20 protein-coding genes are annotated in these 21704 nt (G+C 48.8%); 11 read left to right on the top strand and 9 right to left on the bottom strand.

Translation table 11 applies throughout. From position 1 onward, the window contains the following. Window positions 1-176: 176 nt before the first annotated feature. Complete coding sequence (locus SD10_RS26630; RefSeq protein ID WP_046578263.1) at window positions 177-1112, top strand: CPBP family intramembrane glutamic endopeptidase; 936 nt, start codon at window positions 177-179, stop codon at window positions 1110-1112. A 24-nt stretch (window positions 1113-1136) separates the two neighbouring features. Continuing rightward, window positions 1137-2876: a GMC oxidoreductase gene (locus SD10_RS26625; RefSeq protein ID WP_046578261.1), complete on the top strand. Its 1740-nt coding sequence runs from the start codon at window positions 1137-1139 to the stop codon at window positions 2874-2876. 29 nt (window positions 2877-2905) lie between these two features. On the opposite strand, the gene SD10_RS26620 is transcribed toward SD10_RS26625, so the two are convergent. The 4 genes from SD10_RS26620 to SD10_RS26605 all read right to left on the bottom strand — a co-directional run bounded on the left by SD10_RS26620 (window position 2906) and on the right by SD10_RS26605 (window position 8345). Further along, window positions 2906-3808, bottom strand: a complete 903-nt coding sequence (locus tag SD10_RS26620; RefSeq protein ID WP_046578260.1) for a DUF4249 domain-containing protein — start codon at window positions 3806-3808, stop codon at window positions 2906-2908. 67 nt (window positions 3809-3875) lie between these two features. Next, entirely contained in the window at window positions 3876-6317 is a 2442-nt protein-coding gene (locus tag SD10_RS26615; RefSeq protein ID WP_046578257.1) for a TonB-dependent receptor, read from the bottom strand. Window positions 6318-6493: 176 nt separating this feature from the next. Continuing rightward, a complete protein-coding gene (locus SD10_RS26610) occupies window positions 6494-7375 on the bottom strand; it encodes a PPK2 family polyphosphate kinase (protein ID WP_046578255.1) in 882 nt (293 codons plus the stop codon). A gap of 88 nt (window positions 7376-7463) precedes the next feature. Continuing rightward, on the bottom strand, window positions 7464-8345 hold the full coding sequence (locus tag SD10_RS26605; RefSeq protein WP_046578253.1) for a PPK2 family polyphosphate kinase: 882 nt from the start codon (window positions 8343-8345) through the stop codon (window positions 7464-7466). Between the two features lie 128 nt (window positions 8346-8473). Here SD10_RS26605 and msrA point away from each other — a divergent pair, with 128 nt between their 5' ends. Together msrA and SD10_RS26595 are read left to right on the top strand one after the other, a co-directional pair. Continuing rightward, the gene (gene msrA, locus SD10_RS26600; RefSeq protein ID WP_046578252.1) at window positions 8474-9043 is read left to right on the top strand and encodes a peptide-methionine (S)-S-oxide reductase MsrA; all 570 of its coding nucleotides are present in this window, start codon (window positions 8474-8476) and stop codon (window positions 9041-9043) included. Between the two features lie 279 nt (window positions 9044-9322). After that, window positions 9323-9847 (top strand): hypothetical protein, encoded by a 525-nt coding sequence (locus SD10_RS26595; RefSeq protein ID WP_046578250.1) that lies wholly within the window; start codon window positions 9323-9325, stop codon window positions 9845-9847. A gap of 71 nt (window positions 9848-9918) precedes the next feature. On the opposite strand, the gene SD10_RS26590 is transcribed toward SD10_RS26595, so the two are convergent. The 5 genes from SD10_RS26590 to SD10_RS26570 form a co-directional block, all read right to left on the bottom strand. Further along, complete coding sequence (locus SD10_RS26590; RefSeq protein ID WP_148562574.1) at window positions 9919-12024, bottom strand: prolyl oligopeptidase family serine peptidase; 2106 nt, start codon at window positions 12022-12024, stop codon at window positions 9919-9921. Between the two features lie 176 nt (window positions 12025-12200). Then, window positions 12201-12743, bottom strand: coding sequence for a 3'-5' exonuclease (locus SD10_RS26585; protein WP_046578245.1), 543 nt, complete (start codon window positions 12741-12743; stop codon window positions 12201-12203). Window positions 12744-12877: 134 nt separating this feature from the next. After that, complete coding sequence (locus SD10_RS26580) at window positions 12878-14389, bottom strand: S41 family peptidase (RefSeq protein WP_046578243.1); 1512 nt, start codon at window positions 14387-14389, stop codon at window positions 12878-12880. Between the two features lie 143 nt (window positions 14390-14532). Then, window positions 14533-14742 (bottom strand): hypothetical protein, encoded by a 210-nt coding sequence (locus tag SD10_RS26575; RefSeq protein ID WP_046578241.1) that lies wholly within the window; start codon window positions 14740-14742, stop codon window positions 14533-14535. Window positions 14743-14788: 46 nt separating this feature from the next. After that, window positions 14789-15697, bottom strand: coding sequence for a DMT family transporter (locus tag SD10_RS26570; RefSeq protein WP_046578238.1), 909 nt, complete (start codon window positions 15695-15697; stop codon window positions 14789-14791). 203 nt (window positions 15698-15900) lie between these two features. On the opposite strand from SD10_RS26570, the gene SD10_RS26565 reads away from it, so the two are divergent. The 7 genes from SD10_RS26565 (at window position 15901) to accC (ending at window position 21615) form a co-directional block, all read left to right on the top strand. Continuing rightward, complete coding sequence (locus SD10_RS26565) at window positions 15901-16452, top strand: YceD family protein (protein WP_046578236.1); 552 nt, start codon at window positions 15901-15903, stop codon at window positions 16450-16452. Between the two features lie 126 nt (window positions 16453-16578). Then, window positions 16579-16773, top strand: coding sequence for a 50S ribosomal protein L32 (gene rpmF, locus SD10_RS26560; RefSeq protein ID WP_012929722.1), 195 nt, complete (start codon window positions 16579-16581; stop codon window positions 16771-16773). 147 nt (window positions 16774-16920) lie between these two features. Continuing rightward, complete coding sequence (plsX, locus tag SD10_RS26555; RefSeq protein WP_046578233.1) at window positions 16921-17862, top strand: phosphate acyltransferase PlsX; 942 nt, start codon at window positions 16921-16923, stop codon at window positions 17860-17862. Window positions 17863-17964: 102 nt separating this feature from the next. After that, window positions 17965-18948, top strand: a complete 984-nt coding sequence (locus SD10_RS26550) for a beta-ketoacyl-ACP synthase III (protein ID WP_046578231.1) — start codon at window positions 17965-17967, stop codon at window positions 18946-18948. An 88-nt stretch (window positions 18949-19036) separates the two neighbouring features. Further along, a complete protein-coding gene (gene efp, locus SD10_RS26545) occupies window positions 19037-19600 on the top strand; it encodes an elongation factor P (protein ID WP_046578229.1) in 564 nt (187 codons plus the stop codon). Between the two features lie 97 nt (window positions 19601-19697). Continuing rightward, window positions 19698-20186, top strand: a complete 489-nt coding sequence (accB, locus tag SD10_RS26540) for an acetyl-CoA carboxylase biotin carboxyl carrier protein (RefSeq protein ID WP_046578226.1) — start codon at window positions 19698-19700, stop codon at window positions 20184-20186. Between the two features lie 85 nt (window positions 20187-20271). Then, complete coding sequence (gene accC, locus SD10_RS26535) at window positions 20272-21615, top strand: acetyl-CoA carboxylase biotin carboxylase subunit (RefSeq protein WP_046578224.1); 1344 nt, start codon at window positions 20272-20274, stop codon at window positions 21613-21615. The last annotated feature ends 89 nt before the right edge of the window (window positions 21616-21704 follow it).

Below are 21704 nucleotides of genomic sequence, written 5' to 3'. Positions count from 1 at the left end.
GTAAAAGTGCCTGTCAATAAAGTTGAGTTTTTTATGGAACTGGTATAGAATCTGTCACTCCTCCTGCGTCGGAATGGCAAAAAACGCCTTTTGTTAACCCATTTTAAGATCTAAACAGCTTCATTGTAAAGTTGCTTTTGTAGTAGAAACGACAGATTGTACGACCCAAATAGTAAGTGAAAGCCTTATGGCGCGATTTGCGCACTCATCTTCGCGCCGATTTCCGACCTAACCTGTATGGGGCTACGGCTCTCTGGGTGACCTTGCTCATTGCTGTCAATTATTACGTTGACCTCGAAGATGCGTATATCGACTCGCATCAGGGGAAACCCATCTGGCCATTTCTGTACTTTTGCCTGTATGCCACGGCCTATTATGGCAGCGTTTGGCTATGGACACATTTCCATCAACGGCCCGACATCTGGCGCAACCGGGCATTCTGGCTTCGGAGCGGAACGGCCTTAGTTTGTTACTCCATTTACGCCGGTTTTTATGCACATAGTTACTGGAGCCGACAGTTGTTTGATGGGCAGATTTATGTATTTGCCTACTATTGCCTGCACAATTTGCAGTCGGTACTAACCATTGTATTACCGCTTTTTTTATTCTATAAATTCCTGGATCCCTATCCAAGCTCTTTCTACGGCATAACCCCGAAGCAAAAGGGATTGGTGCTTTATGCGATTCTGCTGGGACTAATGATTCCGCTGATCACGCTGGCGTCGTTTCAGGCCGATTTTCTTCAAGCATACCCAACCTACCGCGACACAAATGCCAACGAGTTTTTTGGCGTGCCTGAATGGGTAACCGCGCTCGCTTATGAACTGTGTTATGGGTGGGACTTTGTCCCGACGGAATTACTCTTCCGGGGCTTTCTCGTAATTGGTATGCGTCAGGTCCTGGGCCGTGGAGCCGTGCTGCCGATGGTTGTCTGGTACTGCACCGTTCATTTTGGCCGGCCTTTGGGCGAAGCTGTTTCGTCGCTGTTTGGTGGGTATTTGTTGGGTGTTCTTGCCTTAAGTACCCGGAGCATCTGGGGCGGACTTCTCATCCACATTGGCATTGCCTGGGGTATGGAAATCGCGGCTTTTTTGCAGGGTGCAAGTCGATGAGACGATCGCTTAAACTATTGAATCATGAATTCCAGAAAGACCTCTACTCCGTCCGTCATTCCACCCGGTAAAAAATTTGATGCCATCGTTGTTGGTTCGGGTATTAGCGGAGGCTGGTCGGCGAAGGAGTTATGCGAAAAAGGGCTCAATGTACTGATGCTCGAGCGTGGTCGTATGATTGAGCACGTTTCAGATTACCATACGGCTACCATGAACCCGTGGGATTTTCCCCACCATAACCAGGCTGTACCGCTTGAGGTTGTGAAGCAGTATCCCGTGCAGAACCGGACGGGCTTTACTATTACCGAAGCAACACACCAGCATTTCGTTAATGACCTGGAGAATCCGTACGTCGAAGAAAAGCCATTCGACTGGATTCGCGGGTATCATGTTGGGGGTAAGTCACTGATGTGGGGTCGGTACTCATTCCGGTTTTCGGATCTCGATTTTGACGCCAATGCCAGAGAAGGCATCGCTACCGATTGGCCTATTCGGTATAAAGACATTGCGCCCTGGTACGACTATGTCGAAAAGTTTGCAGGCATTGCCGGAGATCGCGATGGATTGCCGCATCTGCCCGACGGCCAATTTCAACCCGCTATGCCCGACAATTGCGTAGAAGCACATTTTCGGCAAGCCGTAAACGCTGGTTTTCCCGACCGTAAAGTGATTTCGGCGCGGGCTGCTCACCTGACTGCCCCTACGCAGGAGCAGACGAACCTGGGCCGTGCCAAGTGCCAGTACCGAAATCTGTGTATGCGTGGTTGCCCCTATGGCGCTTATTTTAGTACCCAGTCAGCAACGTTACCGGCCGCCCGCCGAACCAAGCGACTCACAGTTCGGCCGCATTCCATTGTCAATTCAATAATTTATGATGAGAAGACGGGTAGGGCAACGGGAGTTCGCGTAATCGACGAGCAAACGCACCAATGGCACGAGTTTCAGTCCAGTATTATTTTCCTGAATGCGTCGGCATTGGGGTCGACCTATATCCTGATGAATTCTACATCGAAGCGGTTCCCAACTGGCATGGACGACAGTGGGCAATTAGGGCGTAACCTGATGGATCACCATTTCCATGTCGGTGCGACTGCCGATTATGAACATGATCTGGATAAATATTACTATGGGCGGCATCCGGCGGGTTTATACATCCCGCGCTTTCGGAATCTGGAAGGTCAGGAGAAACAAGCGTTCAAACGGGGATATGGGTTTGAAGTATACACAAGCCGGGAAAATTGGGAGCATGCTTACCACGAAGATGGGTTTGGGGCTGATTTTAAGGAGAAAGCTACCCAATTTGGTAATTGGAAAATCACGCTGGATGCGTTCGGCGAATGCATGCCTTATGAAGATAACCGGGTTTACCTGACCCGCGATGTAACGGATAAGTGGGGACAGCCAGTTCTGAAAATGGATGTGCACTATCGGGATAACGAAACCCTGATGCGAAAAGACGCCCAGGAACAGGCCGTACAGATGTTGGAAAAAGCCGGTTTCTCGAACATTAACGGCTTCGACGCTCAGGCACATCCTGGCTTAAGCATTCATGAAATGGGCACAGCTCGCATGGGTACATCGCCCAAAAACTCAGTCTTCAACAAGTTCAACCAGCACCATATCGTAAAAAACGTATTCTGTACCGATGGCGCAGCCATGACTTCGTCGCCCTGCCAAAACCCTTCGCTTACCTACATGGCCTTGTCAGCTCGTGCCGCCGATTATGCGGTAAAGGCATTGAAGCGGGGCGATTTGAAGCGGTAAGTAAAGACAGGGCCGTTCGTTGCTCCTGCTCAATCCTCGCGTACGCGAATATTGGCTTGAACAACCGATGCCGTTTTACTTCGAACGGCGGAGGTGATAAAAAAGCCCGTCGCCTTTCGTCCGGTCGCATTGGTGTTGATGATATTGGTGGGTACATTGACGGAGGGAGTGGCAAACAGCCCCCCGTTTGTGATCTGGGTGCGCAACGCCTGCCAGAAATCAAAGGCATCGGCCGTGAGAGACTGAAGCTCTACTTTCACGACATCATTCAGGGCATACAAACTATCTGGGTTGATCGATCGTCGGATGGGCGCAATAAACGTTAGACCATCGGTCACGTTATTAACCCCTCTAAACCCACCATCCTGCGAGGTAATTATGTTTTCGGGTTTGTTTTGCAGCTCGCCATTTCGAAAAAACCGGATGCGGTAATAATCAACGGAACCGGGAAGATCGACCGCGTAAAATTCGCCCCGGTAGCCTTCTGTTTTCGAGAATGGATTCAGCTTCCGTTTAACAAAAATGATCGAGTCGATGGGCGGTAGCCGATTCATCTTTGAACTGGCCCGATACGTGTCGCCCTGATACGCAATGGTGAGCTGGTACGTCCGCCCGATGTGACCCAATGTGTCTTTACCCGTTGGCTGCCAAACGTAGTAGCCGTCATTATCCGGGTCCGAAAACGGGTATGTCTTACCGGCATCATCCGAAACCGTCACTGTTGCGCTGGTGGCAGGCGTCGGCTGACTATTGTCAAAATAAGCCGCTGTTTGGGTGAGACGAATGGTTTGCTGGCCGGGCTGATCGGTCAAAGTTCCATCAACCGATAGCTGGATTGGGCCTGTATCCAGTTTGGCATCAATCACCGTGGTGCAACTGGTCAGAGCCTGAACAGCTACGGCGATAAATAAAACGAAACGCGTTGATTTCATGCTAGTTGTGCCGCTCTTCCGGACCGGCTGTTACTTAGTGTATTGGCGAACCTAAAGGTTGTTATCACTAAAATTTAAAGTTGTACGTTACCGAAGGAATCAGGGTCGCAAAAACAGAGTAGCGAATCGCTTCTGTTATGCGGGGATTGTCGGTGTTGGGCTGGAAGTACACCGAAAATGCGTTTTTCCGGGCGTAGACATTGTATACCGAAAAGACCCAGTTATCATCTTTCCGTTTGCCCGGCCGTTTGCGACCTTGCAAAGTGGCTGCCAGATCGAGCCGGTGATACGCCGGAATTCGGTAGTTGTTTCGGGAATTATCGGTGTTTTGGGGAACCACAAACCCTTCATATTCAAATCGGTTTGTTGGAAAAGTGCCGGGTGTACCGCTGGCCAGTGTGAACGTAGCCGAGAAACTCCAGCGTTTGGCTTGTGGCGGATCGAACAGCAGTACCGATGTCAGGGTGTGCCGTTTGTCGAAACGCGTTGGATACCAGTTGTTATTGTTGATGCCGTTGACCTGCCGCTCGGTTTTGGCCAACGTATAGCTAACCCAGCCGTTGACAACGCCCGTATTTCGTTTGATGAAAAATTCGGCTCCGTAGGCACGTCCTTTGCCACTCAGTAAATCGCCCTCCAGGTATTTGTTCAGGATCAGGCTGGCTCCATCGATGTAATCGATCTGGTTCTGGAGCCATTTGTAATAAACCTCGACCGAGGCTTCGAACTCGCTGCCTGCGCCGTTTGAGCGACCGAAATTTTTGAAATAACCACCCGCGACCTGATCGCCAATTTGTGGTTTGATGTTGTTGGTTGATGGCGTCCAGATATCCAGTGGCGTCGACGCAGTTGTGTTGGAAACCAGATGGATGTACTGAGCCAGTCTATTATAACTGAATTTGAGCGAACTATTGCTGGTTAGATCATACTTGGCCGAAAAGCGGGGCTCCCAGTTGCCGTAGGTTTTAATAACCTCTCCACCCCGGTAGTCCACCGTTGTGATCACTTCGCGCCGAGTGCCTAGCGGTACATCTGTCTGGAATGTATAGGCTTCGCCCGGTCCTGTATAATTGAACAATGAATAACGCAGCCCATACTGGAGTTGCAATTTCGATGTCAGCTGCTGTTCGTTGCCAATGTATAAAGCGGCTTCGAGCGCGTGTTTATTGGCAATGCCGAATGTGCGAACGCTGCCCGAGCTGGCGGCTGTGGCCATACCCGGCTGGAAATCATGGATAATTGCCTGACCCCCGAAGGATATCGTGTTCTTGCCAAGAAACAACGAGAAATCTGGCTTTAAGCTATAATCGACAATACGGGAATCGGTGCGAAAAAAGTCATTTGGTCGTTTCTGCTTCAGGTCCGAATTTAGAGAGTAATCGTAATTACTGTAATAGGCGGTGGTATTCAGGAACAGCCGGTCGCTGAATACGTGATTCCAGCGAGCCGACAGAGTTGTATTCCCCCAATTGAAGCCAAAGTCAGACCCAAATACATCGCGGCCCAGATAGCCCGATATAAATACTGTATTCTTGTCGTTAATGTGGTAATTAGCTTTCGCTGTGAGGTCGTAAAAATAGAATTTTGCGCCTTTCAGATCACCGGTCAAAAATGGTTGCGCCAGAATATCGGCATAGGAGCGCCGGGCAGCGACAATGAAAGAGCCTTTTCCCTTGAACAAAGGCCGCTCATAAGACAAACGGCTGAAAATAAGGCCGATGCCACCATTGAGTTCAGCTTTCTTGGCGTTACCTTCTTTTAGCCGCACATCCAGAATCGATGAAATACGCCCTCCGTAGTTTGATGGAATACCGCCTTTTATCAGTTTCACGTCCTTCACTGCGTCCGGATTAAATACCGAAAAGAAGCCAAACAAGTGAGACGAGTTATAGACCGGCGCTTCGTCGAGTAGCACTAGATTTTGGTCGATACTCCCCCCGCGCACGTTGAAGCCTGTCGCGCCTTCGCCTACGGTCGAGACGCCCGGCAGCAGTTGAATACTGCGGATTACATCGACTTCGCCCAGTAGCGCAGGAATCCGCTGCAGCGTTTTCACGTCGATGCGGTTGACGCTCATTTCAATATTTTTTACATTGTCGTCGTCGCGCGTGGTTGATACAACAACTTCCTGAAGCTGTTTGCCTTCCTGGCTCATTTCAAGATCAAGACGGACGTTCTGATCGGTCAGCGTAACCGTTTTACTTTGTTTTGCGTAGCCAACATAGCTGATAACCAGGTTGTAATGGCCGGGCTGTAAAGTAATGGCGTAAAAGCCATAGCTGTTTGTTACGGCTCCTGTACCCGTTTCTTTAACGTAAACAGAGACGCCAATCAATCCTTCCCCATTCCCTGCATCCTTAATATATCCACTGATAGTCAGGCCTGCCGATCGAATTCCTTTTTCGGATGCGTTGCTACGGGCATTGGTCAACTCCTGAGCTTTAGTGGCCTGTAAGGGTATTAAGTATATGAGAAGGCCCAAGATCCAAAATGGTATCGTGTGTTTCATTGCGTTATCAATAAGCCACACATACGAACGATGGTGGTTCAGGTTGCTAACGCAAAAGTACGTTTGGGTATAGTAAGGCTGGGAAAAAAATAGATGAAGCCGCTAAATAACGGGGTGAACGGCAGTCTATATAGGATAAAACCAATAATGGATACGCCAAGCAGTGAAAAGACCTGCTATTGGCTATCCTGTTTCTTGATTTGATTAATCAGCTTCTTCGCTTCCTTATCGTCTGTTTCTGGAAAACGCACGGGCAGCGATTCAAGAATTTCGGTCAGAATAGACGCAATGATCAGCTGCTGATTCACGCGGTCGTCGCTCGGAATCACATACCAGGGATTCTGTCGGGTAGCTGTTGCGTTGACGGTATCTTCATAAGCCTGCATGTACTGGGGCCAGAATTTTCGCTCTTCCAGGTCCGTTGGACTTAGCTTCCATTGCTTTTCAGTATCTTCCAGCCGGGCAATGAGCCGCTTCCCCTGCTCTTTTTTGTCGACATGCAGGTAAAATTTCACGATGGGGAAGCCATTTCGAAACAGATAGTCTTCAAAATGGACTATGTCTCCAAAACGTTGTTTCCAGAGTGTCTTCTCGTTAGTTGGTAAAAGGTTTTTGGGAATAGACTGCTCCTTAAGCCGCTCGGGATGCACGCGCAACGCAAGCACTTCTTCGTAGTAAGAGCGGTTGAAAACGCCAATGTTGCCGCGCTCAGGCAACTCCTGCCAGAAACGCCATAAGAAATCGTGCTTTAAGTCGCCTTTGTCCGGCTTCTTGAACGGCGCTATTTGAAAACGGGACGGGTTGACACCCTTAAATATCCGACGGATGCTACTGTCTTTGCCGGCGGCATCCATGGCCTGAAACACAACCAGCAGCCCATAATGCTCGTCGGCATGCATTTTATTTTGTGCCTGGTCCATGCGTTCGGCTAGCGCATCCAGTTGCCGACTTTGATCGGCCTCGTCGGTATAAAATGGATCGATGCGAGTGGCCGTCTCCTTGCTTGAAAACGGCCGTTTCTCATCGTATTGGAAGTCTTTCGCGTTTATTTTTTTCATTACGTAATGTGGTGGAGCCCATCGTGGTGGAGCCGAAGATTGAGGTAAAATGGCGGCTTTCCCGTACGACGACAGATTAGCCGCGTTATTATTGAGCTTGAATAACCGGAATCAATTTCTGTAAGGCCTTGAAGCGTTCATTATCTGGCTCGGGCTCGGTAATGGGCAGTTTTTTGAGTTCATCAATAATAACTCGACCGACCAGCAGCCGCATATTTTTCTTATCGTCGGCGGGAATCACGTACCAGGGCGCTTTATCGGTGGCGGTTTCACGGACGCAGGTTTCATAGGCATCCTGATAGTCGTCCCAGAAGTCGCGTTCTTTTACGTCGCCTTCTTCGAATTTCCAGTTCTTTTCCGCATCCTCAATACGGGCAATAAGCCGCTCGCCTTGCTCTTTTTTGGATACGTGTAGGTAGAATTTGACTGTTGGGAAGCCGTTTCGGTACAGGAAAGTCTCCATGTCCCGAATGGCTTCAAAACGATGCTTGAACAGTTTATCCAGATCCTCCGTTATTTTTTCGGGCAGCCGCTGGCTTTCCGTCAGAATCTCGGGATGGACTTTGGTTACCAGCACTTCTTCATAATACGAGCGGTTAAAAATGCCGATGGTCCCTCGTTCGGGTAATTCGCGCCAACTGCGCCACAGGAAATCGTGGTCCAGCTCCTGATCGGTCGGCCGTTTAAACGAATAGACCCGGACGCCTGCCGGATTAGTGCCCGTAAATACATGCTGAATAGTACCGTCTTTTCCGGCCGCATCAAGAGCCTGAAAGACCGTGACTAACCCAAAACGGTTGTGGGCAAACATACGCTCCTGCCATTTGTCGATCTCGGCTGCCTGTTGCCGAAGCAGGGCTTCATAGTGTTCGTCGTCTTCGTAGAGGTCATCTACTTTGGTAGGTGCTTTTTTTAGTTTGAATGGCTTGTCGCCATCGTAGCGGAAACGGTCGGTGTCGAAGTCTTTCACAGGCGGGGGGCGTAAACTTTACGCATGACAGTTATGTTAAACAATCAGGAAAATTAACCTAATTAAACCTATAAGGTTTGAGAAACCCGTTGGGTAGCTCAGCTTGCAGGTTTATAGAAACACGATTTATGACCACAAATCAATCGGCCAATCTGGCCAAAGCGACTTTTGGAACGGGTTGTTTCTGGTGTACAGAAGCCTTGTATGAATCGCTCGACGGTGTTATTGGCGCCGTCTCTGGCTATGAAGGTGGCCAAAAGCCCAATCCTACCTACAAAGAAGTATGTACCGGCACTACAGGCCATGCAGAATGTGTTGAAGTCACCTATGACCCAGCCAAAATTACTTACCAGGAACTTTTAGAAGCTTTTTTCCGCAGCCATGACCCAACCTCGCTCAACCGCCAGGGCGAAGATGTTGGTACGCAATATCGGTCGGTGATTTTTTACCACAACGATGAGCAAAAACAACTGGCCGAGACCGCTAAAGCTGAATTAAACAAAGCGGGCGCCTATGATCGCCCGATTGTGACGGAGATCAGCCCCGCCGAAACGTTCTATGAAGCCGAAGCGTATCATCAGAGTTATTTCGCTAACAACCCCAACCAGGGCTATTGCGCTTATGTGATCGCACCTAAGGTCGACAAGTTCCGGAAAGTATTTAAAGAGAAATTGAAGCCCGAAGTGGCCAATTCATAGAATTTTCATTACGGCAGTAAACACAAAGGGACAACTCAGGCGGGTTGTCCCTTTGTGTTTATTACGGGTGGCTAATAAACAAACAAGAAATGAGTATCTAAAAGTAAACTTTTTATGGTAAATCCGTTACTTTACTGTGAGTGCGAAGTCTACGACGATGTATATTTACTTTCCGTAAGAATATATGACCGAATAATAAGTGGGTCTTCTTTTTGCTTGGTAGCCCAACATATTCGCATTTACTTTGTCTCAAATTCTAACATAAATCAGTTTCGTCACATGAAAAAAATTCACTTTTCTATTTTACTTGTTCTTGGATTGCTAGCCGGAACGCAATCGTTCGCACAGCTTGCCGTTGACAAGGGCACTAAATTTATAAACGTCGGAATTGGCGTAGGGGGCTATTCCAGCGCAGGTGGTATTGCCTTTGGTGCCGCAGCCGACTTTGGTGTAGCACCAAACATTACTGTAGGTGGCCAGGTAGCTTACCGTAGCTTCAATTATGGCTATGCAGGGTTTAATGACAAAATCAATTATCTCTATTTTGCCGCTCGTGGCTCTTACCACTTCAATGAGATCCTGAACTTAAGCACCGATAAGGCTGACCTGTATGCGGGTATTGGCTTAGGCTACGAGAGCGTTTCTTATAGTAATAGCATATATGGAGGTAGCACCTTCGGTAGTGGTATCTTTGTACCTATCCACTTAGGTGGTCGTTATTTCTTTAGCGAGAAAGTAGGTGGTTTTGCTGAACTAGGAACGGGTATTGCTCCCCTCTTGTTAGGCATAACATTCAAGCTATAAATAATTTCCTGCATATAGCCAAAAAGGGCCGCCTGAACTTCAGGCGGCCCTTTTTGGCTATATGCAGGAAATTATTTACTCGCTACTTCTTTTAAGCTCTTGATACCCATATTCCACAGAATAAAGGAATAGATGTCGGCGGCCGTTTCAATGTTCTTTTTGGTATTGCTGGCTCCGTGGCCGGAGTTCGTGTCGATCCGGATCAGTACTGGATTGGCTCCCTTATACATTTCCTGTAGCGTAGCCGCGTATTTGAACGAGTGAGCCGGTACAACCCGGTCGTCGTGGTCGGCGGTGGTGATTAGCGTGGCCGGATAGTTGATGCCCGGTTTGATATTATGAATGGGCGAATAGGCGTAGAGCGCCTTGAATTCGTCGGCATTGTCGCTGCTGCCATAGTCGGCAATCCAGTTCCAGCCGATTGTGAACTTATGGAACCGCAGCATATCCATAACGCCCACCTGCGGAATCGCCACCCGGAATAAGTCGGGGCGCTGGTTCATCACCGCACCAACCAACAAGCCGCCATTCGATCCACCCTGAACGGCCAGTTTAGCCGGGCTGGTGTATTTCTGGGCGATCAGGTATTCTGCAGCGGCAATGAAATCGTCGAAAACATTCTGTTTTTTGAGCTTCATACCCTGCTCATGCCATTTTTCGCCGTATTCGCTGCCGCCCCGCAAATTGGCCTGCGCATAAACACCGCCCTGCTCCAGAAACGGAATCCGGAATGGGCTGAACGAAGGGGGCAGGCTAACGTTAAAACCGCCATACCCGTAAAGCAGCGTCGGATTTGTACCGTCAAGTTTCAATCCCTTCCGATAAGTCAAAAACATGGGCACTTTCGTGCCGTCTTTACTGGTGTAAAATACCTGCTTCGTTTCATAGTCCGATGGATTAAAGTCTACCTCGGGCGCGCGGAAAACGGTGCTTTTATGCGTTGCAATATCATACCGATAAATGGTTGGCGGGAAAGTAAAGGACGTAAATGTGTAAAAGACAAATTTGTCGTCTTTTTCGCCCCCAAAACCACCTGCCGAGCCAATAGCGGGAAGTTTGACTTCGCCTTCTGATTTTCCGGCGTAGCTGAAAACCTCAATTTTCGAGGTTACGTCTTTGGCGTATTCAATAAATAATTTACCCCCAGCCGCATTAACACTTCGTTCGGCAATGGGCTCTGGCTTTTCGGGAATTAGGGTTGAAAATGCCTTCTTTTTCGTGTCAAAGGCAACAACTTTGCTATTGGGTGCTTTTTCGTTGGTCAGGATCAGGAGCCGGTCGCTGTCGTTATCTACTACGCCATAACTGAAGTCGGTAATCTCGGCCACAACCGGTACGAACGTTTTCTGGGAAGAAGTGGCGTCCATAAACAGAAGCGAGTTGCCATCTTTCCCTTGTCCCCGGTCGCTAATGGATAGCAAGGCAAATCGCTCATCGTCGGTTGTACTGACAATATGAAACCGTTGCGGATGCTTCGCGTCTTCGTAGACTAGCCGGTCGGCCGATTGGGGCGTATTCAGCTTGTGGAAAAAAACCTGATGATTTTCGTTTTTTGCTGCCAGCGCGCTGCCTTCGGGTTTCGGGTATCGACTATAGTAGAAACCGTCGCCTTGCCAGGCGGCTCCCGATACTTTTACCCATTCGATTTTGTCGGATAAGTACGTCTTGGTCGCCAGGTCCATAACCTGGTACTCCTGCCAGTCGGACCCGCCTTTGGACAGGCCGACAACGGCATATTTTCCATCTTTTGAGAGCGAAAAAGCGCCCAGACGCGTTGTGCCATCGGCCGATAATTTATTAGGGTCAATTACTAGCTCAGGTTTCCCCTCGAGACCTTTCTGACGGTACAACACGGCCTGATTCTGTAAGCCATCATTTTTCGAGAAGTAAAACCAGTCGCCTTTTCGGCTGGGTGCCGAGTATTTGGGGTAGTTATAAACCTGTTCGAGCCGATCCTGAAATTGTTTCCGGTAGGGAATTTGTGCCAGATAATCGAACGTGACTTTATTTTCGGCTTTAACCCAGTCGGCGGTTTCCGGCGAGCGGTCATCCTCCAGCCAGCGATAGGGATCAGCGACCTGAGTGCCATGATAATTGTCGACCTGATCGGTTTTCCGGGTCATAGGGTACGTTATAGGGCTTGTTGACTGACCCAGTACGACAGACGAACTTAACATAAACGATAAGCGGATGAAGTTAACAACGTGCATACATTGGCATGATTAAGGCGAAGACGAAATGAATGACTAATTACGGTTACGAGCCTGAAAACCAAATGACCAGTGGTGGGCCGCCCATGCCCGTCAGAAAACGTTCAGCGTCGGTATCTCGCACCAAGGAATCCGGTGTCCGACTAACGAGTATACTCAATTCTCGTATTGAGCCGGGGAATTAATCCTTGCGAATCATGGCGCAGCAGCATCTCAAACAGCAAAACCGTGGCAGCCGCATCGCCCTGAGCACGGTGTCGACCGCTCAATGGAATTTCGAGTGAACGGCAAAGTTTGCCGAGGCTATAAGATGGGTGGCCCGGCAACAATTTGCGGCTCGTGCGAACGGTGCAGAGGGTGCGCCGTAAATAATCGTGGCCCAGCCAGTTCAATTCTTTCTGAATAAAACCGAAGTCAAAGCCAACGTTATGAGCGACGAAAATCGCATCTTTTGTAATATTCAGTACATCATCGGCAACCTCCGCAAACGTAGGCGCATCCTGAACCATCTCATTGGAGATACCCGTAAGATGCCGGATAAACGGTGGAATGGGGCATTCCGGGTTCAACAGGGAATGAAACGAGTCAACAACCTGCTGTCCGTCGTGGCGGAAAATGGCAATTTCAGTAAGCCGGGTCGGGCCTTTTACACCCCCCGTAGTTTCAACGTCAACGATGCAATACACATATAAAAAGTTTACGGCCGCAGCTTGACTACTTCAGTACCTGGTTCGCCAGGGCCTCAACAGGCCTTGACTTGCGTTTTGTATCGTACTGAGCATTGTAAACTAAGAACCGAATACCCTATAAAGGTACGGTTTTACCGCGAAGCCTGCAACGCCCGGTTTCGAATTGGTTGTTTATCGACGCCCGGCCGAATCACAATGCCCTCCCGAATGAGTCGAAGCGTATAGTCCAGTATATAATCCCGGTTGTTCATTAGGTCGTCGAAACTGCGGGTAACAATAAAGTCAGGCTCAACAGTAAAGCCATTTGCCCGCTCGGTTTCAACGGCATGCGTTAGTTTTTTGAGCGGGATGCGCACCTGAAGCCGGGAGTTGGGTAGGGTTATCGTTTTGAAGTGCCCGGCAAAGTCGCCCCAATAGGCACTGCCACTCGCTTCGCCGACATACGTGCCCAAACCCGCATCCAGCGTTTTGGCCAGTACGGTTGTAGTCGCTGAAAACGATGCGCCATTGACCAGAAAATACAAATTGCCCGAAAAGGAATCCCGATGCCGGGGCCGGTAGCGCCGGTTGGACGAACGGCTGGCAAATCCACCGCTGTTATCGGCCCTATATTGCAGGCTGAAATTAAGCGCCGAAAACGGATTCCATCGGGTAACGAGTTCCGTACGGGCGGCCCGTTTCATTTCTTCATGGTCCATGATGCGGAAGGGTTTCTGCATCCAGTACCGAAGCAAACGGGCGGAATTGACCACAATGCCTCCGCCATTTCCCTGCATATCGATCACCAGATTTTGTACGTTCTCCTGGCGTATTTGTTTGAATGCCCGCTTTAGCCGCCGATTGAAGCCCCACTGAAACGGATCTTTCTTCTTGGTGCCCATAAAGGTGGAAACGCGTAGCACGGCGGTATGCGTAAGCGTGTCTACCGTGCGCACCGACAGGTTTGGGCGTCTGTCCAGCTCAACACCGTATCGGCGCTGTATGCGGGCCCGGAAGCTGTCCAGTGTTAGGCAACGTAAGCGCGTTTTCCGAACGAGGGAATCACCGATAAGCTGGTACGTGATCTGAATGGAATCTGCCGAACCAAACCAGGCTGCATAATAGTCGGCAAATTGAACCATACTCCACTGCCTGCGACCGGTGAGGTTGTCGCCATCGGAGCCGGAGTGGTCTGCGTTCATTAGTTCGCGATGCACATCGGCAACGGGCCGACCGTTGATGGTCAGTAGTTCGGTGCCCCGCTGGAGCGTAGTATCCGACGATACGTTGTGGCTAATGAAATACTGGGATTCGACTAGCCGAATGTAAAACGGCAGGAAGCGGGTGTACTTACCAATGTAGTTTTTACGGTGGTTCAGGTTGGTGTGTCCATCTTTGATAGCGGCTACCAATGGGCTGATGTGGTGATAAAACGACAGGTAGTCGGTTGGCGAGTTTAGGTGGTTATACAACGAATCGTATAACTGCTCCATCCGGGCCTGGGGCGTATAGTAACCCATACCCGGATGGAGCAAATCGAGTTTCCGCTTGAGGTAGCTTAAATCAGTACGGGTTTGAGCCGGTGTGAGCACCTGGGCCAACGAAATCTGGTAACTTAAGCTAATAAATAAACTTACTAGACGCAGTGTTGCCTTAATCTTCATCGTTTCACGTTACGGTAGGAACTACTCCTATGGAGTTTCCATTAATTCGTTCCGTGAATATAAAGTTTAGCGTAACTATAATCAATAAAAAATGTTTAATGCGTTATTAAAATTTTGTGCGGTACCAGTTTGACGGCTTATTTTTAATCGTCTTTCCGATGCGGGATCACCGTCCAGTGTTTAGCGCCTGACAGATGATCGGCAACAATTGCTGCAGCAACTTCTTCTAAATTTTCTTCATTCGTGCTGAAAAACAGGCTTTTAGTATCTCCGTCAGCTTGTGTTACCCGCACTTCATAATACTCGTTGTGGTGTTCAATCGCGTGTTTCTCGACAAGTTGGTATTGTGCCATAGTAGTAAATTGGTTTGGTAACGATAACTGCTAATTTGAAAGATAGTTAACCCAGCGTCGAAATTAGTATAGCGCCTGCCACCATAATACCCGCTCCGATCAGCTTTCGGATAATTCCACCTTCCCTGAAAAAGTGATAGCCAAACAGTACACTGACCAGTGCTGAAATCTGAAATAAGGCTAGCGCGTAGCCAACGGGCATATTGGCGAGGGTAATATTGCTGGCCATCTGCGTGAGTCCAACTGTTAGACAGAGAGCCAGATATGTCCTTTTCTGCACAAGAAGCAACCTCGTTTGGGCACGCCACGTAAGACGAATGGTGAACAAAATCCAGATGAAGGTAAATCCGAAACCCAATACACACCAGTAAAAAAACGCAATGGTGGGTGTCGAAAGAATAATGGCCTTTTTGAGAAAAGCACCATCAATAGCCGAAAACACCAGGGCGGCCAGCCGTAGTTTGACCTCTGGCCGCTGAAACAGGCGAAGGGGGGATGCTTTTCCGAATATCTGTTCTGGCTGTCGCCTGTCGTTGAGAACCATATAGCTGCCTGCTATAATCAATACCAAACCAGCCAGTCCCCACCAGCCCGGAATCTCATTTAGCAGAAAAATGCTGACCAGCATACCCACAACTGCTTTGTAGGCGTTGATAGGCCCCAGCACCGATAAATCACCGAGGTGCATGGCCTTTACCAGAAATACATTGCCAAGCATAGCAAACAAGCTGGTAATGAGCATACTGTACCAGAACTCAGGTAATAAACCAGTGAATTGAAGTTGCGGCCAGAATACCAGGCAAACCAGTACTAGCAGTCCATAGGTTGTCGCTGTCACGAATAAAGGGTTGGCCGCCCGTTGGGTCAGCTGTTTCTGGAAGACGTTTGCGAGCGGATTCGCCACAATACGAACCACGATAGCCAGCGAGAGGAAGGGTAGACCCGATAAAAGCATAGGCAAAAACGTATTCAAACCCGGTTAGCTCGCTTACCAAAAGGCCAGCCTAACGGAAATGTACCGAACAAAGTCCAGTATTTGGTCTGTCCGACAATTCCTGGAAAGCTTTTTTTTACGCATCACTTTCCTGATTAACAAACGTTTCGTACCTTTGCGGTCTTATTCTTTGAACCGGGCCACCGGAGTGGAGGAGATACGAGGTGAATACATTACGCGCATACGACATCCATATCGTTGGTCTTGACAACAAACGCTACGAGTACGATTTTACATCGGACAGTTCGTTTTTTGCCGCCCTTGAGCAGGACTTGATCAAAGCGGGAAACGTTAAGACCCATGTGGTGCTCGAAAAGTCGGAGACGATGATTCGTCTGGACTTTCACATCGTCGGTACAGTTGAGCAAACCTGCGACCGTAGCCTCGATGAATACGATGAACCGGTCGATACGCAACAGACAATGTTGCTGAAATTTGGCGACCACAATGAAGAGTTAAGTGACGAGATCGAACTCATTGAACGGAACACCGCGACGATTAACGTAGCCCGTTACATTTTTGAGTTTCTGAGTTTGTCATTACCGATGAAGCGGCTTCATCCCCGCTTCCGGAACGAGGAAGATGAGGACGACGACCAAGAGGTAAAGCTTATTTACAGCTCGGGGTCGGGTGCCGAAACTGATGACGGTGAAGCAAATGACCAGCCGGACGTTGATCCACGCTGGGCCGCTTTGCGAAAACTAAGTGACAACTAATTTTAGTTGTAGAGTGATACGATTGTAAACGGTTCGCCGTGGTGGTCATTCAGGTAATGACTGATACGCAATCTGCCAGCTCGAAAACTAGGTGACTATATAACTTTATAACTATAAGACTGAATCATGGCACACCCCAAACGACGCCACTCCAGCACCCGGCGCGATAAGCGCAGAACGCACTATAAGGCTACGCCTGTGGCGCTTTCAACCGACGCCCAGACTGGCGAAGTACACGAGCGGCATCACGCCCACGTTTTTGAAGGCAATCTGTTCTATAAAGGGCAAATGATCATTGAGAATTACGCGAAAACAGCCTAAATCTCATTTATTTTTGAAAAGTATTTCGTTGACGTCTTTCCGAAGATGAACGCGAAATACTTTTTTATTGCCAGCCACCTCCCTATTTTTACGCGTATTTAGTTTAAAAACCAGCTTAACTGGGGAGATATTGAACAAACGGAGTCAATGAAAATTGCAGTGGACGCAATGGGTGGCGATTTTGCTCCCGACGCTATCGTGGAAGGAGTATTGATGGCCGCTGCTGAATTGCCGGAAGATGTTACGATCGTGCTGATTGGCAAGCAGACTGTTGTGCAGGAGTTAATCCAGAAGCACACGGCTCATCCAGTTGCCAATATTGAATTGGTAAATGCCGACGACGTTATTGAAATGAGCGAACACCCCACCAAGGCGCTCTCGCAGAAACCCAATTCCAGTATCGGGGTTGGGTTTAAACTTTTGAAGGATGGTAAGGTTCAGGCGTTTTGTAGTGCAGGGAATACCGGCGCTATGCACGTGGGAGCCTTATTTAGCATAAAGGCGATTGAGGGCGTTTTGCGGCCCTGTATTGCGGGTTTCGTGCCGCAACTTACGGGCGGCTATGCGGTTATGCTCGATATAGGTGCCAATGCCGATTGCAAGCCCGAAATGCTGGCTCAATTCGGCCATATCGGCTCTATTTATGCACAATCGACGTTCAACATTGCTAAACCGCGTGTAGCACTGATGAATATCGGCTCGGAAGAGCAAAAAGGATCATTGGTCGCTCAGGCTGCACACCAACTCCTGAAAGATAATAATCGGATTAACTTTGTGGGTAACATGGAAGGGGGAGACTTCTTCTCCGGCCTAGCCGACGTTATTATAACCGATGGGTTTACCGGCAACGCCATGTTCAAATTGGGCGAGTCATTCTATAATGTGGCCACACAACGAGGCATGCGCGATGAATTTCTGGATAAAACCAACTACGAATCGGTTGGCGGAAGTCCAATTCTGGGGGTCAATGGAAACGTAATTATTGCCCACGGTATTTCATCGCCTTTAGCGATCAAAAATATGATTAATCTGGCCATTCGGCAGGTTGAGTCCGACGCATACACTAAAATTGCACAGGCACTCAGTTAAGCAGGCACTAGTATCAGTGAAATAATAAGCGCTTTTTATCCATCTGAATTCACTGATACCTGTTCACTGGCTACTGTTTACTGATAACTGTACTATCATCCTATGAGTAAAGCTGCCATAACTGGAGTTCATGGTTATGTTCCCGATTACGTGCTCACCAATGCCGAATTGGAGCGCATGGTGGATACGAACGATGAATGGATTACGAGCCGTACGGGTATCAAAGAACGGCATATTTTAAAAGGCGAGGGCATGGGCTCTTCGCACATGGGGGCAAAAGCCGTGGCAGGTTTGCTCGAAAAAGTAAATACTAAGCCTGAAGACGTCGATCTACTGATTTGCGCGACGACTACACCCGATTTTGTTTTTCCCTGTACCGCCAACCTGATTTGCGATATGGTGGGCATTCGTAATGTGGGGAGTTTCGACATCCAGGCGGCTTGTTCCGGTTTTCTGTATGCCATAACGGTGGGTTCGCAATTCATCGAAACGGGTAAGTACAAAAAAGTAGTTATCGTTGGAGCCGATAAGATGTCGGCAATTACGGATTACACCGACCGCACAACCTGTGTTTTATTTGGCGACGGAGCCGGGGCCGTTATGCTTGAACCCAACACCGAAGGACTTGGTATTCTGGATTCTATAATAAAGTCGGATGGCGTAGGGCAAAACCATCTTTTCCAGAAAGCCGGCGGTAGCCGCTACCCACCCACGCATGAAACCGTTGAAAAACGCTGGCATTACGTCTATCAGGACGGTCCATCGGTGTTCAAATTCGCGGTAAAGAATATGGCCGATGTATCGGCTGAGATTATGGAACGAAATCAGCTCTCTGGCGGTGATGTTGCCTGGCTGGTGCCCCATCAGGCAAACAAACGCATTATCGACGCTACGGCGCATCGAATGGGTATTCAGACCGATAAGGTCATGATGAATATCCATAAATATGGTAACACGACGGCTGCTACCATTCCGCTCTGCCTGTTCGACTATGAATCGCAATTGAAAAAAGGTGATAATCTGGTTCTGGCTGCCTTTGGTGGCGGCTTTACATGGGGAGCCGCTTATGTAAAGTGGGCGTACTAATTTTATATATGATGTATGATATATGAGGTATGAATGTACCCGTAAATTATATCATACACCATACATCGTATATCATACACAATAAAGCATGGCAACGACCGCAGATATCCGCAACGGATTGGTTCTTAATTACAACAACGATCTTTTTCAAATTACTGAATTTCAACATGTAAAGCCGGGGAAAGGCGCGGCTTTTGTACGAACTAAGTTGAAAAGCCTGACAACGGGCCGGGTAATCGATAACACTTTCAACTCAGGCGCAACAATTTACCCCGTGCGGGTTGAGCGTCGGAAGTTCCAATACCTGTACAAAGACGAAGCGGGCTATAACTTTATGGACCAGGAGTCGTTCGATCAGATTAACCTGGATGATAAACTTGTCGAAGGGGCCGATCTGATGAAAGAAGGACAGGAAGTCGAAATCCTGATTAACGCCGATAGCGATACGCCCCTTTCGTGCGAATTGCCGCCCTTCGTTGAACTGGAAGTGACATATGCCGAACCAGGTATTAAGGGTGATACGGCCAACAGCCCTAAAAAACGAGTCGAAGTAGAGTCGGGCGCAAAAATTATGGTTCCGCTCTTTATTGAATCAGGTCAGAAAATCCGGGTCGATACGCGCACCCGTGATTATGTAGAACGAGTGAAATAAATGTTGACAGATGAAATATAAACGAGAGATGCTCTCGATTTAATCAGTCATCATTTCCAATTCAGTATTGCTCCGACGCCCGTTATCATCAAAAACTATGAATACAAAAGACATACAGCAACTCATCGACTTCATCTCGCAATCGGGTTTAGACGAAGTCAACATCGAAACGACTGATCTGAAAATCAGCGTTAAGCGCTATGGAGCTGGTGCGCCAGCCGCTGCGGTTGCACCTGCTGCGGCTGCTCCTGTAGCCCAGGCACCCATTGCCCAGCCACAGGCAGTTGCTGTACCAGCAGCGCCGGTCGCGGTACCGGCAGCCGCTCCCCAGGCCGATGCTTCGAAGTATATCACGATCAAATCACCAATGATCGGAACGTTCTATCGCTCGGCTAACCCGGACTCGCCGATGTTCGTTGAAGTAGGCGACAGCGTGACCGAAGGTAAAGTGGTTTGTATCATCGAAGCCATGAAACTGTTCAACGAAATCGAGTCGGAAGTATCGGGCCGTATTGTGAAGATTCTCGTCGAGAATGCGACACCTGTCGAATACGACCAACCGCTGTTTTTGGTAGAACCCATTTAATTTAAAGAGTGAAAGAGCGAAAGAGCGAAAGAGTGATTCTGGCACCTTCGCTCTTTCGCTCTTTCACTCTTTCGCTCTTTAAATTATGTTCAAAAAAATCTTAATCGCCAATCGGGGAGAAATTGCCCTGCGCATCATTCGGACATGTCGCGAAATGGGTATCAAGACGGTAGCCGTTTATTCGACCGCCGACCGCGATAGCCTGCATGTGCGTTTCGCCGACGAGGCCGTTTGCATTGGCCCACCCATCAGCAAACAATCGTATTTAAGTATTCCAAGTATTATTTCGGCTGCCGAAGTAACAGGTGCCGATGCTATTCACCCCGGCTACGGATTTCTGTCCGAGAATGCTGAATTCTCGCAAATCTGCGCCGATTACGGCATTAAATTCATTGGTGCCACGGCTGAGCAGATCAACGGAATGGGCGATAAAGCGACGGCTAAAGCAACCATGCGGGCAGCCGGCGTTCCTGTTATTCCGGGTTCAGAGGGCTTACTGGAGTCTGTTGAACAGGGTAAGAAACTATCGGCAGGCATGGGCTATCCGGTGATTGTGAAGGCAACTGCTGGTGGTGGTGGTCGCGGTATGCGCATTATTCGGTCAGAAGATGAGTTTGAAAAAGCCTGGAATGACGCCCGCACCGAAGCTGGCGCTGCCTTTGGTAATGATGGACTTTATCTGGAAAAATTCGTTGAGGAGCCCCGCCATATTGAAATTCAGATTGTAGGGGATCAATACGGCAAAGTTTGCCACCTGTCGGAGCGGGATTGTTCAATTCAGCGTCGGCACCAGAAGCTGGTCGAAGAAACGCCGTCGCCGATTGTTTCGCCCGAATTGCGGGAGCGCATGGGCGAAGCGGCCATTAAAGGCGCTCAGGCAATTGGGTACGAAGGGGCCGGAACGGTTGAATTTCTCGTCGATAAGCACGGAGATTTCTACTTTATGGAAATGAATACCCGGATTCAGGTAGAACACCCAATTACGGAAGAGGTAACGGATTTCGACCTGATCAAAGAACAGATAAAGGTGGCCGCCGGGGCCGAAATTTCGGGCCGGAATTACACGCCTAAACTCTATGCGATGGAGTGCCGGATTAATGCCGAAGATCCGGCAAATGGATTCCGTCCATCACCTGGCAAAATCACGAATCTACATTTTCCTGGTGGGCATGGCGTTCGGATCGATAGCCATGTATATAGTGGATATACTATTCCTCCCAATTATGATTCCATGATTGCCAAATTGATCGTATCGGGTCAGTCGCGGGAAGAGGTTATTACCCGGATGAAGCGGGCGCTTCAGGAGTTTGTAATTGAAGGAATCAAAACGACGATTCCGTTTCATATCAGACTGATGGATGATGCTAAATTCCGCTCGGGTCAGTTTACGACTGCTTTCCTGGAAACGTTTGATTTTAGTAAGATATAGTTGAATGGCGGGTTTGCACCCGTATTACATTAAAAAAACGGGGTGTCTTGCTTTAGTGACAAGACACCCCGTTTCTTTATACTTACCGC

Source organism: Spirosoma radiotolerans, assembly GCF_000974425.1.
GTDB lineage: Bacteria > Bacteroidota > Bacteroidia > Cytophagales > Spirosomataceae > Spirosoma > Spirosoma radiotolerans.
This window is presented reverse-complemented; position numbering and strand designations above follow the sequence as displayed.

What these genes read in the sequence shown, in the direction of transcription:
- SD10_RS26610 (WP_046578255.1), bottom strand. Translation starts at nt 7,375, where the DNA reads ATGAAAAAAATAAACGCGAAAGACTTCCAATACGATGAGAAACGGCCG.
- efp (WP_046578229.1), top strand. Translation starts at nt 19,037, where the DNA reads ATGGCAACGACCGCAGATATCCGCAACGGATTGGTTCTTAATTACAAC.
- plsX (WP_046578233.1), top strand. Translation starts at nt 16,921, where the DNA reads ATGAAAATTGCAGTGGACGCAATGGGTGGCGATTTTGCTCCCGACGCT.
- SD10_RS26590 (WP_148562574.1), bottom strand. Translation starts at nt 12,024, where the DNA reads ATGTTAAGTTCGTCTGTCGTACTGGGTCAGTCAACAAGCCCTATAACG.
- SD10_RS26615 (WP_046578257.1), bottom strand. Translation starts at nt 6,317, where the DNA reads ATGAAACACACGATACCATTTTGGATCTTGGGCCTTCTCATATACTTA.
- SD10_RS26575 (WP_046578241.1), bottom strand. Translation starts at nt 14,742, where the DNA reads ATGGCACAATACCAACTTGTCGAGAAACACGCGATTGAACACCACAAC.
- accC (WP_046578224.1), top strand. Translation starts at nt 20,272, where the DNA reads ATGTTCAAAAAAATCTTAATCGCCAATCGGGGAGAAATTGCCCTGCGC.
- SD10_RS26550 (WP_046578231.1), top strand. Translation starts at nt 17,965, where the DNA reads ATGAGTAAAGCTGCCATAACTGGAGTTCATGGTTATGTTCCCGATTAC.
- rpmF (WP_012929722.1), top strand. Translation starts at nt 16,579, where the DNA reads ATGGCACACCCCAAACGACGCCACTCCAGCACCCGGCGCGATAAGCGC.
- SD10_RS26570 (WP_046578238.1), bottom strand. Translation starts at nt 15,697, where the DNA reads ATGCTTTTATCGGGTCTACCCTTCCTCTCGCTGGCTATCGTGGTTCGT.
- SD10_RS26595 (WP_046578250.1), top strand. Translation starts at nt 9,323, where the DNA reads ATGAAAAAAATTCACTTTTCTATTTTACTTGTTCTTGGATTGCTAGCC.
- SD10_RS26620 (WP_046578260.1), bottom strand. Translation starts at nt 3,808, where the DNA reads ATGAAATCAACGCGTTTCGTTTTATTTATCGCCGTAGCTGTTCAGGCT.
- SD10_RS26580 (WP_046578243.1), bottom strand. Translation starts at nt 14,389, where the DNA reads ATGAAGATTAAGGCAACACTGCGTCTAGTAAGTTTATTTATTAGCTTA.
- accB (WP_046578226.1), top strand. Translation starts at nt 19,698, where the DNA reads ATGAATACAAAAGACATACAGCAACTCATCGACTTCATCTCGCAATCG.
- msrA (WP_046578252.1), top strand. Translation starts at nt 8,474, where the DNA reads ATGACCACAAATCAATCGGCCAATCTGGCCAAAGCGACTTTTGGAACG.
- SD10_RS26625 (WP_046578261.1), top strand. Translation starts at nt 1,137, where the DNA reads ATGAATTCCAGAAAGACCTCTACTCCGTCCGTCATTCCACCCGGTAAA.